The 14,633-nt window shown below is 74.0% G+C and carries 11 protein-coding genes; 5 read left to right on the plus strand and 6 right to left on the minus strand.

What is annotated here, in order from left to right:
- Window positions 1–51: 51 nt before the first annotated feature.
- Entirely contained in the window at window positions 52–432 is a 381-nt protein-coding gene (locus tag O7628_RS27510; RefSeq protein WP_178064749.1) for a YccF domain-containing protein, read from the minus strand.
- Window positions 433–479: 47 nt separating this feature from the next.
- A complete protein-coding gene (locus O7628_RS27515; protein ID WP_278134988.1) occupies window positions 480–1,214 on the minus strand; it encodes a DUF2470 domain-containing protein in 735 nt (244 codons plus the stop codon).
- 46 nt (window positions 1,215–1,260) lie between these two features.
- On the opposite strand from O7628_RS27515, the gene rpsD reads away from it, so the two are divergent.
- Window positions 1,261–1,869, plus strand: coding sequence for a 30S ribosomal protein S4 (gene rpsD, locus O7628_RS27520; protein ID WP_278136424.1), 609 nt, complete (start codon window positions 1,261–1,263; stop codon window positions 1,867–1,869).
- A gap of 27 nt (window positions 1,870–1,896) precedes the next feature.
- Here rpsD and O7628_RS27525 read toward each other — a convergent pair whose 3' ends face one another.
- Complete coding sequence (locus tag O7628_RS27525) at window positions 1,897–2,682, minus strand: alpha/beta hydrolase (RefSeq protein ID WP_278134990.1); 786 nt, start codon at window positions 2,680–2,682, stop codon at window positions 1,897–1,899.
- Window positions 2,683–2,837: 155 nt separating this feature from the next.
- On the opposite strand from O7628_RS27525, the gene O7628_RS27530 reads away from it, so the two are divergent.
- On the plus strand, window positions 2,838–5,267 hold the full coding sequence (locus O7628_RS27530; protein WP_278134993.1) for a glycogen debranching N-terminal domain-containing protein: 2,430 nt from the start codon (window positions 2,838–2,840) through the stop codon (window positions 5,265–5,267).
- A gap of 16 nt (window positions 5,268–5,283) precedes the next feature.
- Here the strand turns inward: O7628_RS27530 and O7628_RS27535 are convergent, their stop codons facing one another.
- Window positions 5,284–6,366, minus strand: coding sequence for an SRPBCC family protein (locus O7628_RS27535; RefSeq protein ID WP_278134994.1), 1,083 nt, complete (start codon window positions 6,364–6,366; stop codon window positions 5,284–5,286).
- A 205-nt stretch (window positions 6,367–6,571) separates the two neighbouring features.
- On the opposite strand from O7628_RS27535, the gene O7628_RS27540 reads away from it, so the two are divergent.
- Complete coding sequence (locus O7628_RS27540; protein WP_278134996.1) at window positions 6,572–7,828, plus strand: family 16 glycosylhydrolase; 1,257 nt, start codon at window positions 6,572–6,574, stop codon at window positions 7,826–7,828.
- Window positions 7,829–7,992: 164 nt separating this feature from the next.
- Window positions 7,993–8,949 (plus strand): hypothetical protein, encoded by a 957-nt coding sequence (locus O7628_RS27545; protein WP_278134998.1) that lies wholly within the window; start codon window positions 7,993–7,995, stop codon window positions 8,947–8,949.
- A 63-nt stretch (window positions 8,950–9,012) separates the two neighbouring features.
- On the opposite strand, the gene O7628_RS27550 is transcribed toward O7628_RS27545, so the two are convergent.
- The gene (locus O7628_RS27550; RefSeq protein WP_278134999.1) at window positions 9,013–10,227 is read right to left on the minus strand and encodes a S8 family peptidase; all 1,215 of its coding nucleotides are present in this window, start codon (window positions 10,225–10,227) and stop codon (window positions 9,013–9,015) included.
- A 68-nt stretch (window positions 10,228–10,295) separates the two neighbouring features.
- A complete protein-coding gene (locus tag O7628_RS27555; protein WP_278135001.1) occupies window positions 10,296–11,531 on the minus strand; it encodes a S8 family peptidase in 1,236 nt (411 codons plus the stop codon).
- Window positions 11,532–13,310: 1,779 nt separating this feature from the next.
- On the opposite strand from O7628_RS27555, the gene O7628_RS27560 reads away from it, so the two are divergent.
- Window positions 13,311–14,546: an NAD(P)/FAD-dependent oxidoreductase gene (locus O7628_RS27560; RefSeq protein ID WP_074476073.1), complete on the plus strand. Its 1,236-nt coding sequence runs from the start codon at window positions 13,311–13,313 to the stop codon at window positions 14,544–14,546.
- Window positions 14,547–14,633 lie beyond the last annotated feature (87 nt).

Genomic DNA, 14,633 nt, shown 5'->3' on the forward strand with positions numbered 1-14,633 from the left:
GCCGCCGGCTCGGCGGCGTCGCGCTCCTCGGGGCCGGCCGGCGACCGGCGGCTACGGCGCGTCGACGACCTCCCGCCCCAGGGGCCAGAACGCGGCGGGGACGAGCTTGAAGTTGGCGATCCCGAACGGGATGCCGATGATCGTGACGCAGAGGGCGACGCCGGCGACGATGTGCGACAGGGCCAGCCACCAGCCCGCGAGCACCACCCACAGCACGTTGGCCAGACCGGAGCCGACGCCCGCGCCCGGCTTCGGCACCACCGTCCGGCCGAAGGGCCACAGCGAGTAGCTGGCGAGGCGCAGCGAAGCGACGCCGAACGGGATCGTGACGACCAGCACGAAGCAGATCAGCGCCGCGATCCCGTACCCGAGGGCCAGGACGATCCCGCCGCCGAAGACGAGCCACAACACGTTCAACAGAAAGCGAATCACCCTTCGAGCATGACCGACGCCCGCCACCGGCGGTCGGGCGTGGACCCTCACCCCCTGGTGCGCAGGGCGCGGCGCGGTGGCCGGCCGAGCAGCGCGTCGAGGCGCGCGCCGAGCTGGTCCGGGTCGCGCAGCGGCCGGGCGAAGGGCAGTCGCACGTCGTGCGCACGCGCGGTGGACCCGGCGGGGGCCTGCACCCGCAGGACGATGCCGGCGCGGTCCAGCCGCAGCAGGTGGATCCGGGCGTCGGCGGGCCGCAGCCGCGCGGGGACCAGCCCGGTGAGCTGTTCCACGGTGCTCGCGTCGGTGGCGAGGCGACGCAGCAGCTCCGTCTCGACGGGGGCGAGCGGGTCGGGGCGGGCCGTGGCGAACGCGTCCGGGTCGATCGGGGTGGTGCCGCCGGTGTCGGTGATCCCGGCCGTGGCGAGGTGCAGCACCGCGACGAGGTCGGGCCGCCGGCCGCGCAGCCCCTCGACGGTCAGCCAGCCGGTGAGGGCGGCCCGGCCGCGTACCCGGTCGGGCATCGGGACCGGGGCGAGGTCCGCCGCGTGCACGACGGCGGGCAGGTCCCCCTCCCGGGCCAGCTCCCGGGCCGCGCCGGAGTCGGCCGGCAGCTCGACGCGGAGCCGGCCGTCGGGGCCCACCCGGTGCCGGCCGGTGAGCTCGGCCCGGTGCGTCGGGGTCAGCAGCGTCACCGAGTCGGCGGCCACGAGCAGGGTACGCAGCCGCTCGGCCGGTGTGCCGGCGGCCACCGCGACGGTGGCCGGGGGGATGTTGCCCGACATCTGCACCTCCTATTAGGTTAGGCTTACCTTACCTGAGAGGCAGATGATGAATCAGTCCCGCCCCAAGGCCAAGCGGTCGCGCCGCCTCGGCATCGCCCTGACCCCCAAGTGCGTGCGGTACCTGGAGCGCCGCCCGTTCCCGCCCGGGGACCACGGCCGGGCCCGGACCAAGGACAGCGACTACAAGGTCCGGCTGCTGGAGAAGCAGCGCCTCAAGGCGCAGTACGACCTGCGGGAGGGGCAGCTGCGGCGGGCGTTCGACCGGGCGGCGCGCCGGCCGGGCAAGACCGGCGAGGAGCTCGTCGTCGACCTGGAGACCCGGCTCGACGCCCTCGTGCTGCGCGCGGGGTTCGCCCGCACCATCTACCAGGCCCGGCAGCTCGTCACCCACCAGCACCTGACCGTCAACGGCCGCCGGGTGGACCGCCCGTCGGCGCGGCTGCGCCCCGGCGACGAGATCGCGGTTGCCGCGCGCAGCCGGGGCAAGACGCCGTTCCTGGTCGCCGCCGGGGGAGCGCACGCGCCGCAGCGGCCCGCGCCGTACCTCGACGTCGACCTGGCGGGCCTCGCCGCCCGGCTCACCCGGCTGCCCCGGCGGGCCGAGGTGCCGGTGGTCTGCGACGAGCAGCTCGTCGTCGAGCACTACTCCCGCTGACCGGGCGGGCCCCCCGCGGGTGGCTGGTCAGCCGCTGAGCTCCAGGTGCCGGTCGATCATCGCGTTGACCTGGTCCGGCACCTCGAGCTGGACGAAGTGTCCCGAGCCGGCGGCCTGGCCGATGTTCGCCTGCGGGGCCAGCCGGGCGAGCCGGGCGTAGTCGGCGAACGGCGCGTTGCTGCCGACCAGGAGCAGCGGGCGGTCCCACCGGGTCAGGGCCGCCTCGTCGCCGCCGTCGCCGACGAACGCGGCCAGGGCGGCGATCGGCGCGTACGCGACCTCGGTGGACGGGCGCGCCATGGCCGAGACCACCCACTCCACCAGCCGGGGGTCGGACTGCGGCAGGAAGTACGACCGGACGATCGACTCCCGGACCGCGCCGGTGGTGTCGTCGCGCAGCGACCGGGCGATCTCCTCGATCGCGGCGGCGGCACCCGGCGGCCCGGCCACGGCGGAGTCGAGCATGACCAGGCCGGCGAAGCGGTCCCGGTCGCCGGCGGCGGCGGCGAGCGACCAGACCCCGCCCAGGCTGTGCCCGATCACGACCACCCGCCGCAGGTCGAGCTCGGCGGCCAGGGCCCGGAGCCGGGCGGCGAGCTGCTCCACGCCGTAGCCCTCGGGCGGCGGCGGGCTCTGCCCGTGCCCCGGCATGTCGACCGCGATCACCCGGGCGGGTCGGCCGGCCAGGTGCCGGGCGACCGGCTCCATGAACCGGTGGTCGCAGCACCAGCCGTGCACCAGCAGAAACGTGTCGCGCCGGCCGCGTCCGTACGTCCAGTAGCGCATCCCGGCGGCGGTGTGTCGGTCGGTCATCGGGCCCTCCCGGGCGGTGGGTGGGTGAGCTTCTCGTTCCACTGAAGCGCGGCCGTCGCGGGCCGCCATAGCGTACTGTGGCCTTCGTGCCATTACATCCGTTTCGTCAGCTATAGCGGAAGGGGTGTGCGGGTGCGTGGTGACAGGAGCGCCCCGTGAGCGCGGAACTCGACCGGTTCTTCACCGGCCTCCCGGAGGCGTCCCGGGGCCGACTGCCCACCACGCCCACCGGGCTCATCGCGTTCCGCTTCGTCACCGACGACGGGCCGACCAGCACCTGGTTCGTCACCCTCGACGGCGGGCGGGCCCGGGTGGCCCGCCACGGCCACGACCCGGACTGCCTGGTGGAGATGCGGCCCGAGACGTTCGAACGGCTGGTCGCCGGCGCCGACCACAGCGTGGCGATGCTCTTTCGCGGCGTGGTGTCCGTCGAGGGCGACCTGCCGTTGTTCCTGGTCTTCCGCCGGCTGCTGCCCGTCCACGCCGACAGCCGCGCCACCGGACCGGGCGCCGACGTGCTGCCCGACGTCGAGCGCGACGGCGTCGGGTCACACGACACGACCAGCATCTTCTACGGCAACATGTTCATGATCAGCTCCCGCAACGGGGACGTCGTGGCCGAACCGGTCACCCCGCTCGGCCTCTTCTTCTTCGACACCCGCTTCCTGTCGACCTGGCGGCTGAGCCTCGACGGGGAACGACTCACCGAACTGTCGATCGACGACGTGCGCTCCTTCGAGTCCAAGTTCGCCCTGGTGCCCGGCGAGCCCACGCACTACGTCAACGCCACCACGTCGATCCTGCGGCACCGCTTCGTGGGGGAGGCCTTCGAGGAGGAGGTCACCCTGTTCAACTACGGTGCGGACCCGGTGCGGTACACCGTCCGGCTGGACGTCGGGGCGGACTTCGCGGAGGTGCAGGACATCCGCGACGGCCTGCGCCGGGCCCGCGAGGTGACCACCACGATCGACGACAGCTCGCTGCGGCTGCACTACCGCAGACACACCCTGCACCGGGAGACGGTCGTCTCGGCCAGCGCGCCCGCCAGCGTCGACGAGCGTGGATTCTCCTTCGTGGTCTCCGTCGCCCCGCACGACACCTGGACGGTCCGGCTGCGCGTGCTGACCCTGGTGCGGGACCTGCGCCGACGGGACCTGCGGGAACGGCTGCGCAGCTCCATCCACCGGTCCCGCGCCGAGGCCGGCCGGGAGATCGACGAGATCGTCGCCGGGGTGCCCGAGCTGCGCGCCGACCACGGGCCGCTGGCCGAGGCGTACCGGCGCAGCGTGCGCGACCTGGCCGCCCTGTACTACCAGGGCCTCAACTACCGCGACCGGCTGCCCGCCACCGGCCTGCCCTGGTCGATGACCCTGCTCGGCCGGGAGAGCCTGGTCAGCAGCCTCCAGGTGCTGCCGTTCCTGCCGCACCGGGCCGTGAGCACGCTGCGGATCCTGGCGCTGAGCCAGGGCGCCCGGATGGACCCGTTCCGCGGCGAGCAGCCGGGCCGGATCGTCCAGGAGAGCCGCTACGGCGAGTCGGCCGCCTTCGCCGACACCCCCGACGCGACCGACTTCTCCGCCGCCGACACCACGCCGCTGTTCGTCATCCTGCTCGACGAGTACGAACGCTGGACCGGCGACGCCGAGCTGGTCCGCCGCTACGAGTTCGAGGTCCGCGCCGCGATCGGCTGGCTCGACGACTACGCCGACGCGGTCGGCGACGGCTACGTCTGGTCCAGCCGCCGGCAGCGCCGGGCCGGGCCGGTCAACGAGAGCTGGCGCAACTCGGCGCAGGCCATCTGCTTCCGCGACGGCCGGCTCGCCACCTACCCGCAGGCGATCTGCGAGATCCAGGGGTACGCCTACGACGCCCGGCTGCGGGCGGCCCGGATGGCCCGGCTGTTCTGGAACGACCCGGCCTACGCCGACCGGCTCGAACGCGACGCCGTCGCGCTGCGGGAGCGGTTCGACCGGGACTTCTGGATGCCCGACCGGGGCTGCTACGCGCTCGCGTTGCAGGCCGACGGCCAGCGCGTCGACGCGCTGGCGTCCAACCTCGGGCACCTGCTGTGGAGCGGGATCGTCGCGCCGGAACGCGCCGCGGGCGTGGTGGGCCACCTCCTCGGGCCGGCCCTGTTCTCCGGCTGGGGGGTGCGCACCCTGGCCAGCACCGAGGGGCAGTTCAATCCGCTGGGCCACCACACCGGCGCGATCTGGCCGGCGGACAACTCCCTCATCGTCTGGGGGCTGCGCCGCTACGGCTTCCGCCAGGAGGCGGCCCGGATCGCGCTGGCGCTGCTGGAGGCGGGACAGCACTTCGAGGGCGCGCTGCCCCCGTACTTCGCCGGCTACGACCGGGCCGTCACCCGGGTCCCCGTGCCGCACCACTTCACCGACAACCCGTACGCGCCCTCCGCCGGGGCGCCGCTGCTGCTGCTGCGCGCGCTGCTCGGCCTCGAACCCCACAACGACCACCTGGCGGTCGACGCCGGGGTGCCGGAGGAGATGGGCCAGATCGAGCTGCTCGACATCCGGGGCCGCTGGGGGTACGCCGACGCCCTGGGCCGGGGCCGGCCCTTCCGGTGATCCGCCCCGGCGACCGTCACAGGCCGGCGCACGGGGTGTCCGCCACCGCGCACGCCTCGGGCGCCTTGACGAACGGGTCGGCGTCGCGGACGTCGAACCGGACGGTCTGCGATCCGCCCGGTGGCACCGCCGGCCCGGTGATGGTCACGGACCGGCCGTCCTGCTCCCACTCGCCGCCTTCGACGTCGTCGACCGTGCTGCCCGAGGGCAGGGTGAGCACCACCGTCCAGTCGCGGGCCGCCGCGCCGGCCGCGTTGTCGACGACCACCTCGCCGGTGTAGCCGAAGAACCGGGTGTCCACGGTCTCGTAGCGGGCGGCGAGGGGCGTCGCCGGCGTCGGGGCCGCGGTGGGCGTCCGCGACGGCGTGGGCGAGGCGGAGCGGCTCGGGCGGGCGCTGGGGGTGGCCTCGCGGGTGGGCCGGGCGGTCGGGGTGGCCCGGGGCGGACCGCTGGTGGCGGCGGTGGTCGCGACGGGCGGGACGGTCGCCGGTTCCGGGGCGGCGGCGCGGTCCGGGTCCGACGGCAGCAGCGCCCAGGTCACGAGCCCGGTGACCAGCACGCCGCCGCCGAGCGCCGCGACCAGCGGGGCCCGGCGCCGACGGCGCGCCCGGGGCGCGGGGCCGGCCGCTTCGACGACCGGCATCTCGGCCGTCGGCGGGCCCTGGTCGCGGAGCAGGTCGACCTGCTGGAACGCCAGCCAGTCGAGGATGGCGGGCAGCCGGCCGGCGAGCGCCTGCTGGTAGAACTGCTCGCGGCGCACGCGCTGCTCGACGGGCCAGGGGCCGTGGTCGAGGGTTTCGCGGACCGTCAGCCGGCAGCCCTCGGCGGTGGGGGTGACGGCGCAGCTCAGCAGGGTGCGCCGGCCGGCCTCCTGGCAGCGCAGGACGAGCGCGTCCGGCTCCCGCCGCTCGGTCACCTCCGCGTCGACGGCGGCGTCGAAGCCGGGCAGCCCCGCCGTGTAGAGCAGCAGCCGGCCCGGCCGGCCGGCGGCGGGCTCGACCTCGGTGTACCAGCGGGCCAGCAGCGTCGGGTCCGTCAACGCGCGCCAGACCCGGCCGGTGGGGTGGGGCAGGTCGACCCGTGCGCCGATCTCGATCACGGCGAGACTCTACGGGTTCCGCCGCCCGCCGGCCCGCCGGGGCGACGCCCCGGGTTCCCCCGGTGACCCTCCGGAACTGGCAGGAGTCTTGACGGAAAGATGATACATCGACAGACTTCGCTATAGAGAGAGCGCTCTCTGCGCGCCGTCGCCGGGCGGCCGCCTCACTCTCGTCGCCGCCCGGACCGTCCACCGAGGAGACCCAGTGACCAGACTCCGATCCGTCCCCCGGGCGCTCGCCCTCGCCGCCGCCGCGCTCGTCGCCTCCACCGTGTCCCTCGTCCTGCCCGGCCACGTCGAACCCGCCGCCGCGGCCATCGGGGGGATCACCTGGCAGGACGAGTTCAACGCCCCGGCCGGCACGCCCGTCGACCAGAGCCGGTGGCGGTTCGACATCGGCGGCAGCGGCTGGGGCAACAACGAGCGGCAGTACTACACCAACAGCACCAGCAACGCCGTGCACGACGGCCAGGGCAACCTGGTCATCACCGCGCGCAAGGAGAACCCGGCCAACTACCAGTGCCACTACGGCCGGTGCGAGTACACCTCCGCCCGGCTGCTGACCGCCGCGACCTTCACCCAGGCGTACGGCCGGTTCGAGGCCCGGATCAAGATCCCCCGGGGTCAGGGCATCTGGCCGGCGTTCTGGATGCTCGGCAACGACATGGGCAGCGTCGGCTGGCCGAACGCGGGCGAGATCGACATCATGGAGAACATCGGCCGCGAGCCGAACACCGTGTACGGCACCATCCACGGCCCCGGCTACTCCGGTGGCGGCGGCATCACCAACAGCCGCACCATCGGGGCCCCGCTGGCCGACGCCTTCCACACCTACCGGGTCGACTGGGAGCCCAACTCGATCATCTGGTACCTCGACGGCGTCGAGTACCACCGGGTCGACCCGAGCCGGCTCGGCGGCAACCGCTGGGTGTTCGACCACCCGTTCTTCATGATCCTCAACGTGGCGGTGGGCGGCAACTGGCCGGGCTACCCCGACGCCACCACGCAGTTCCCGCAGCAGATGCTGGTCGACTACGTCCGGGTGTCCGGGTACACCTCCGGCGGCAACCCGCCGGCCGGCACCACCCGGCTGCGCGGCGCGCAGAGCGGCCGGTGCGTCGACATCCCCAACGCCGACCCCGTCGACGGCGCCAAGCTCCAGATCTGGGACTGCAACACCACCGCCGCCCAGGCCTGGACGTTCGCCTCCGACGGCACCGTGCGGGCGATGGGCAAGTGCATGGACCCGGCCTGGGCCGGCACCGCGAACGGCACCGAGGTCAACCTCGTCACCTGCAACGGCAACCCGGTCCAGCGGTTCACCCTCAACGGCAACGGTGACCTGGTGAACCTCAGCGCCAACCGCTGCGTCGACGTCCGCGACCAGAACCCGGCCAACGGCGGCAAGCTCCAGCTCTGGGACTGCACGGGCGCGGCCAACCAGAAGTGGTCGCGTTACTGACCGGACCCACCCGCGCCACGCCGCCGCCGGGGTGCCGGCGGCGGCGTGGCCGTGCTGCGCGGGGCGGCCGGCGACGACGCTCGGTTCGCCGCGCCGGGCGTCGATCGATCCCGGCCCCGGATCCGTACTCCCCGGTGCCGTCCACCGGGAGAGAGGTTCAGCGCATGTCCGTACCCGAGACGCGTCCCGCACCGTCCGACGCCGACGGTCGCCGGCCGCGTGTCGTCACGGGGGTGGTGGTGGAGCCCGATCCCCACGTCGACGTCGACGCAGCGCGCCGGGCCGACGCGTACGGCGGGTCGGGCTTCTTCGCGGGCCCGGTGATCGACGTCGAACCCGGGCGCCGCGCGGCCCCCCGCCGTCGGCCGGTCCTCGGCGTCGTCGGAGTCGGGGTGATCCTGGCCCTGCTCGCCGTCGGCGCGTTCGCCCTCGCCGCGGGCCCGCCCGGCCTGCGCGCGGCGGGGACCGGGCCGGCGGTGGGCGGCGGCGGCCCGGCAGCCGGCGGTGGCCTCCCGCACACGGTCACCGCGCCCCTGGGCGGGCGGTCCCGGGCCGCGTTCGAGCTGGTCACCGGCACCACCGCCGTCGACCTGCGCCTCGCCGACCTCGGCGCGGACCTCTACCGGATCAGCACCCCGGTCGACGGCGACAGCGTCCCGCGGCCGGTGCGCACCGCCGAGGGCGTCGCGCTGCACCTGACGCCCACCGGCCGCGCCGGCCCCGGGGCGGTGCAGATCCGGCTCACCTCGCGGGTGGCCTGGCGGCTGGTGATGGGCGGCGGCGCGAGCACCCAGCTGCTCGACCTGCGCGCCGGCCGGCTGACCGGCGTGGATCTCGCCGGGGGCACCGACCGCACGGAGCTGCGGCTGCCGGCCGCGGCGGGCAGCCTTGCCGTGCGGCTGACGGCCGGGGCCAACCAGCTCACGGTGACCGTGCCGGACCTGCGGCCGGTGCGGGTGCGGGCCGTCCGGGGGGCCGGCTCGGTCACCGTGCACGCCGAGCGGCGCGTCGGCGTGGCCGGCGGCGCGGTCATCGCCACCCCGGGCTGGGAGACCGCCACCGACCGCCTCGACCTGGACCTGGTCGGCGGGGCCGAGGCGGTCACCGTGCTGCGGCGCTGACCGGGCCGCCCGCCGTGGCCCGTCCCGCCCGCGCGGCCTGAGGGCGGGACGGTCACCGGGGCGTCAGGGGCCGCAGTAGAGCATCCGGTTCGGCGAGCCGGCGCCCGCGCTGCCGACGACACCGACGGTCGCGGTCGCGGCGAGGTGCGCCGCCACCTGCGCCGGGGTCCAGGTGGGATGGTCGGAGAGCACGAGGGCGGCGCAGCCGGCGACGTGCGCGGCGGCCATCGGGCTGCCGCTGACCGTGTTGGTGGCCGTGTCGCTGGTGTTCCAGGTCGAGGTGATGCTGCCGCCGGGGGCGAAGATGTCCACGCAGACGCCGTAGTTGGCCGAGCTCATCTTCACGTCGGTGGGGAGGGTGCCGGAGACCGTCAGCGCCGTGGGCACCCGCGCGGGCGAGAAGTTGCAGGCGTCGCTGGACGAGCTGCCCGAGGGCACCGTGTACGTGACGCCGGAGGCGATGGAGGCGGTCAGCGCGGCGTCCACGGTGCTGCTGGCGCTGCCGCCGAGGCCCATGGTGGCCACGGCGGGTTTCACCGCGTTGCGGGTGACCCAGTCGATGCCGGCGATGACCTGGGCCCAGGTGCCGCTGCCGGTGCAGTTGAGCACCCGCACCGGCACCAGCCGGACGTCCTTGGCCACCCCGTGCAGCTGGCCGCCGACCGTGCCGGCGAGGTGGGTGCCGTGGCCGTTGCAGTCGTCGGCCGGCAGCGCCCCGTCGACCGCGTCGTATCCGCCGGTCACCGAGCCGCCGAAGTCGACGTGGCTGGCGCGGATGCCGGTGTCCAGGACGTAGGCGCGCACGTTCGGCGCGGTGTTCGGGTAGGCGTACCGGCCGTCGAGCGGCAGCGCGCGCTGGTCGATGCGGTCCAGTCCCCACGACGGCGGGTTGAGCTGGACGCCGGCCGCGAGCGTCGTCACGTGGTTCTGCTCGACGTACGCCACGGCCGGGTCGGCGGCGAGGCGGCGGGCGGCCCGCTCGGGCAGGCGGATCTCGAAGCCGCGTACGGCGGCGTGGTAGACGTGGCCGCGTACGCCGCCGAACCTGCCGGCGAGGCGGTCGGCGGTGGCGGCGACCGCGGCGGCCGACCCGGCGGCGGCCCGGTCGTCCAGCAGCACGAGGTAGCTGTCGGGCACGGCGGTGGGGCCGCCGGCGTGCCGGATGGGTCCGGTGGCCGCGGCGGCCGGCGACGCGGCGGCCGGGCCCGCGCCGAGCGCGAGGGCGACGCCGAGGGTGGCCGCCAGCGACCGCCGGCGTCGGGTGCCAGGAACGATCATGTCCGGTCCTTTCCTCCGACGCGCCGGCCCCGGGGTGGTCACCCCGGGGCCGGCGGCTGGTCGTCAGGTCAGCTGGTGGGGGCGAGGTAGAGCAGGCGGTTCGGCGAGCCGCTGCCGGGGCTGCCCACCGTGCCGGTGCTGGCGGTGGAGGTCAGGTACGACGCCACCTGCGCCGGGGTCCACGACGGGTTGTTCTGCAGCACGCGGGCGGCGCCGCCGGCCACGTGCGGCGAGGCCATCGACGTGCCGCTGATGGTGTTGGTGGCCGTGTCGCTGGTGTACCAGGCGGACAGCACGGCCGAGCCCGGCGCGAAGATGTCCAGGCAGGAGCCGTAGTTCGAGTACGACGCGCGGGCGCCGTCGCTCTGGGTCGCGCCGACGGTGAGCGCCGTGGGCACCGCCGCCGGGGAGGTGTTGCAGGCGTTGGCGTTGGAGTTGCCGGCGGCCACCGCGTAGGTGACGCCGTCGGCGATCGAGTTGGCCACGGCGGTGTTCAGGGAGGTGTTGAGGCCGCCGCCGAGGCTCATGTTCGCCACCGCCGGCTGGCCGGCCTGGTGGTTGGAGGTCACCCAGTTGATGCCGGCGATGACGCCCGCGGTGGTGCCGCTGCCGGAGCAGTTGAGCACCCGCACGGCCACCAGCCGGACGCTCTTGGCCACGCCGTACGTCGACCCGCCGACGGTGCCGGCGACGTGCGTGCCGTGACCGTTGCAGTCGGCGGCCGGCAGGGCGTTGTCGACCGCGTCGTAGCCGTCGACGGCCCGCCCGCCGAACTGGCTGTGGGTGGTCCGGATGCCGGTGTCGATGATGTACGCGGTGACCCCCGAGCCGGTGCTGACGTAGCTGTAGGTGCCCGACAGCGGGAGGGCGGCCTGGTCGATCCGGTCCAGGCCCCACGGCGGGTTGGTCTGGGTCGTGGTGGCCGTCACGGTCTGGTTCTGCTCGACGTACGCCACGGCCGGGTCGGCGGCCAGCCGCTTGGCGGCCCGCTCCGACAGCCGGGCCTCGAAGCCGTTGAGCGCCTCGCCGTACACGTGGCCGACGGTGGCGCCGTACCGGCCGGCGAGGGTGCCGGCCGAGCTCGCGACGACGGCGGTCCGGGTGCCGGCCCGGCCACCGACGGCGCTGTCCTTCAGCACCACGATGTAGCTGTCCTTGACCGCCGTGGCGCTGCCGGCGGACAGGATCTCGCCGGTGGCGGGCGCCGCGCTGGCCGGCGCACCGACCGTGGCGGCGGCCAACGCGGCGGTGGTGAGGACGCCGAAGGCGGCCAACCGGCGGGGGCTCGTGCGGGGGAGTGTCATCTCCCGGTCCTCCCTTGTTCTGGCCGGCCCGGGCTCCGTCGTGAACCCGTAGGACCGGTCCGAGCGGTTGTGGGGAGCCTAAGGTCAATCCGCGAACATCTATATATACCGAACGGTTCATAGCGTTGCCCTATGGCGTGCCGGGGCGGGCCCGGGCCCCGGTGGGCGGCGAACGCGCCGCCGGCCGTGCGGCGGCGGGCGGCCGGTCGGCCCGGCGGGCGACCGGGGCCGGGGCACCGCGATCGCGTGATCCGCCGGGGTGGCCACGACAAACGGATGCGGGCGGCCGCCCTACCCGACGGCCGCCGATCGTGCGCTGCATACCGGGCGGATCTGATTGTGGGCACCCCGCGCGGTGTCCGCCAGGTGGAACGCGGCCGGATTCTATTGTCATGCCTCGATGTGTTTCGGGTTCGTTGCCAATCCTGTGCGTGAGCTGTGGAACGTAGTCGGCGGCCTTCGCCGGTGGCGCGACGGGGGAGGCCGGGGAAGGGGGCGGCCCGGACTGTGGCCGGGAGCCGTGCCGGGTGCCGGGAGGCCACCTCGCGGAATTGTCATCGGTGGGAATTGCGCCGCGGAGGGGGCGTCACGGGCACGGCTCCAGCCCCTCCCGGCTGGCGGGGGCCGGCGGCCGGGACGTGTCACTCCCGAGTGACACGTCCCGGCCCTGCTGAGGTGCCGGTTCACCGGGTCTCCGGGGCCCGCCCCCGGCGGCTGCGCGGCGCGGCCCGCGGCGGCGCGCGCCGCCGCGGGCGCCGTGCGACGGCGGGCCGTTCCGGTTCGCTCGGGCCCGTCGACCGCGCCTTTCGTGCGCCAGCTTTCGGCATGCGTTCCGGAGAACGTGCGGAATGGTCTCCCGAAAGGCGGACTCCGGTGGTCGGTCTCGTCGGGCGGGCCCGTCCCGGATTCGGTCGACACGGCTCTTCCCATCGTCTCCGCGCTGTCGTGCGCGGGGGCGGACGATTCTCGCGTCATTCGCATTCGGGGGGCGAGGGCAGGATTCACCGAAGCAACTTACCGCCGCTGCCTTTCTCGCCCCCGATAATGGACGGAAATATCGTTCCGGTGTCGACCCGCGTTGCCCGACCACTCGACGGATCGGCCGGGCTGGCCGGCGTGCCGGGACGCGGCCGGGGCCGGCCGGTCGGCGCGTCAGATGCCGTCCCGCCGCCCCCGTCGTTATCCAGGGCAAATGTTCGGCGAGGCAACCATCTGCCGATGCAGAAATTGCTACGGGCAACCGACGGGGCGGGCCCGGCGGCGCATCCATTAATTGCCCCCCGTCAACCATGGCGGTCCTGTTTTCCCAGCTCAGGCTGGTCATGGTGGGAATGTAGCGTTCGGTGTGTACGGCGTTACTGGCACCTTCTCGGGCCGTTGGTCGCCTTATGGGGCGCATCCGCGCCGCCTGCGGGATTCGCCCGGCAAGGACCGCTTCTGTCGGGATCGGGCAAGGTGTCGCCTGGTTCGGCGCCGCGATTTCCGGCACCGTTACTTATTACTGTAGGTAATTTCCGCTGGTCAGGCGGGTTCTCGGCATCCTTTCAGGAAATTTTAGGAGTGTGATGCGCGTCACATCTCGGTCGGGTATTTGTCGGGGTTCATGGTCAACGTGCAGGGGATCGGCGCTTGGGTGGCCGTTCTGATAGGTGCCCGCGGCAACCGGGTGCGATGCCTATCCATTGACCGAAAGGAACCCCGTTACTAGCCTCTTGGCCATCCCACACCCGCATTGGACGGCTGCTTTATCTCGGGCTGACGACTGATCGGAGCAAGCCCATGTTCGATGTAATCGTTGTCGGTGCGCGCTGCGCTGGTTCGCCGGTCGCAATGCTATTGGCCAGGCGCGGCCACCGGGTCCTGATGGTCGACCGCTCCTCCTTTCCGAGCGACGCGGTGTCGACCCACTACATCCACCAGTCCGGGCTCGCCCGCCTCCAGGCATGGGGCCTGCTCGACGAGGTGATCGACGCGAAGACCCCGGCCATCCGCAAGATGAACTACGCCAACCACGGCATCCCCCTGGTGGGCTTCGCCGATCCCATCGACGGGATCGACGCGGTCTACTGCCCCCGGCGCATCGTGCTCGACGAGATCCTGGTCAACGCCGCCCGCCGCGCCGGTGTCGAGGTCCTCGAGCAGTTCACCGTGTCCGACCTGGTCTTCGCCGACGGCCGGGTCGTCGGCATCCGCGGGCGCGAGGGCGACGGGCCGGACCGGGAGTTCCGGGCCAGCGTCGTCGTTGGCGCCGACGGGTTCCACTCCACGGTGGCCAGGAAGGTCGGCGCGGAGCTCTACAACGTGCGGCCCGCCGCCGGGTTCACCTACTACTCCTACTACAGCGGGCTGGACTGGGGCCTGCACCACAAGACCGGCTTCCACGAGCAGTGGTACGGCACCTGGCCGACCAACGACGACCTGAACATGGTCGCCGTCATCTGCACCCGGCGGCAGCTCAAGGAGTTCCGCCAGGACCCCGAGGCCCGCTTCCTGGCGGTCCTCGACGACGTCGAGCCGGAGATGGCCCAGCAGCTGCGCGACCAGGGCCGGCGCGAGGAGCCGCTGCGGCCGATGCGCTACCCCGACAACTACTACCGCCAGTCGCACGGGCCGGGCTGGGCGCTCGTCGGCGACGCCGGCTACCACAAGGACCCGATCACCGGCTGGGGCATGACCGACGCCTTCCTGCACGGCGAGCTGCTCGCCGACCGCATCCACGAGGGACTGTCGGGGGCGCGGACCATGGACGACGCCCTCGCCGACTACGTCAAGGTGCGCGACGAGGAGACCGCCCCCGTCTACGACTACACGACGAGCGTCGCCGAACTCACCCTGACGCCCTACCTGGAGACGGTGCTGGGCGCGATCAGCACCAGCCAGGAGTGGACCACCAAGATGCTCGGCATCATCGCCGGCGGGGTGGAGGGTTACGAGATCTTCGCGCCGGACAACCTGGACCGGCTCTACGACGACGCCGGCGTGCCCCAGCACAAGCGCATCTACGAACCGTCCTGACCTGAGTGAGGCCGCGCCGGGCGAGCGCGGCACGACGGGGGAGGGCCGCGGCCCTCCGCCCCTCGTTCGGTGCACTTCATCCTCAAG

Origin of the sequence: Micromonospora sp. WMMD956, assembly GCF_029626125.1 — a bacterium.
GTDB lineage: Bacteria > Actinomycetota > Actinomycetes > Mycobacteriales > Micromonosporaceae > Micromonospora > Micromonospora carbonacea.

What these genes read in the sequence shown, in the direction of transcription:
- O7628_RS27515 (WP_278134988.1), bottom strand. Translation starts at nt 1,214, where the DNA reads ATGTCGGGCAACATCCCCCCGGCCACCGTCGCGGTGGCCGCCGGCACA.
- rpsD (WP_278136424.1), top strand. Translation starts at nt 1,261, where the DNA reads ATGAATCAGTCCCGCCCCAAGGCCAAGCGGTCGCGCCGCCTCGGCATC.
- O7628_RS27525 (WP_278134990.1), bottom strand. Translation starts at nt 2,682, where the DNA reads ATGACCGACCGACACACCGCCGCCGGGATGCGCTACTGGACGTACGGA.
- O7628_RS27545 (WP_278134998.1), top strand. Translation starts at nt 7,993, where the DNA reads ATGTCCGTACCCGAGACGCGTCCCGCACCGTCCGACGCCGACGGTCGC.
- O7628_RS27550 (WP_278134999.1), bottom strand. Translation starts at nt 10,227, where the DNA reads ATGATCGTTCCTGGCACCCGACGCCGGCGGTCGCTGGCGGCCACCCTC.
- O7628_RS27555 (WP_278135001.1), bottom strand. Translation starts at nt 11,531, where the DNA reads ATGACACTCCCCCGCACGAGCCCCCGCCGGTTGGCCGCCTTCGGCGTC.
- O7628_RS27560 (WP_074476073.1), top strand. Translation starts at nt 13,311, where the DNA reads ATGTTCGATGTAATCGTTGTCGGTGCGCGCTGCGCTGGTTCGCCGGTC.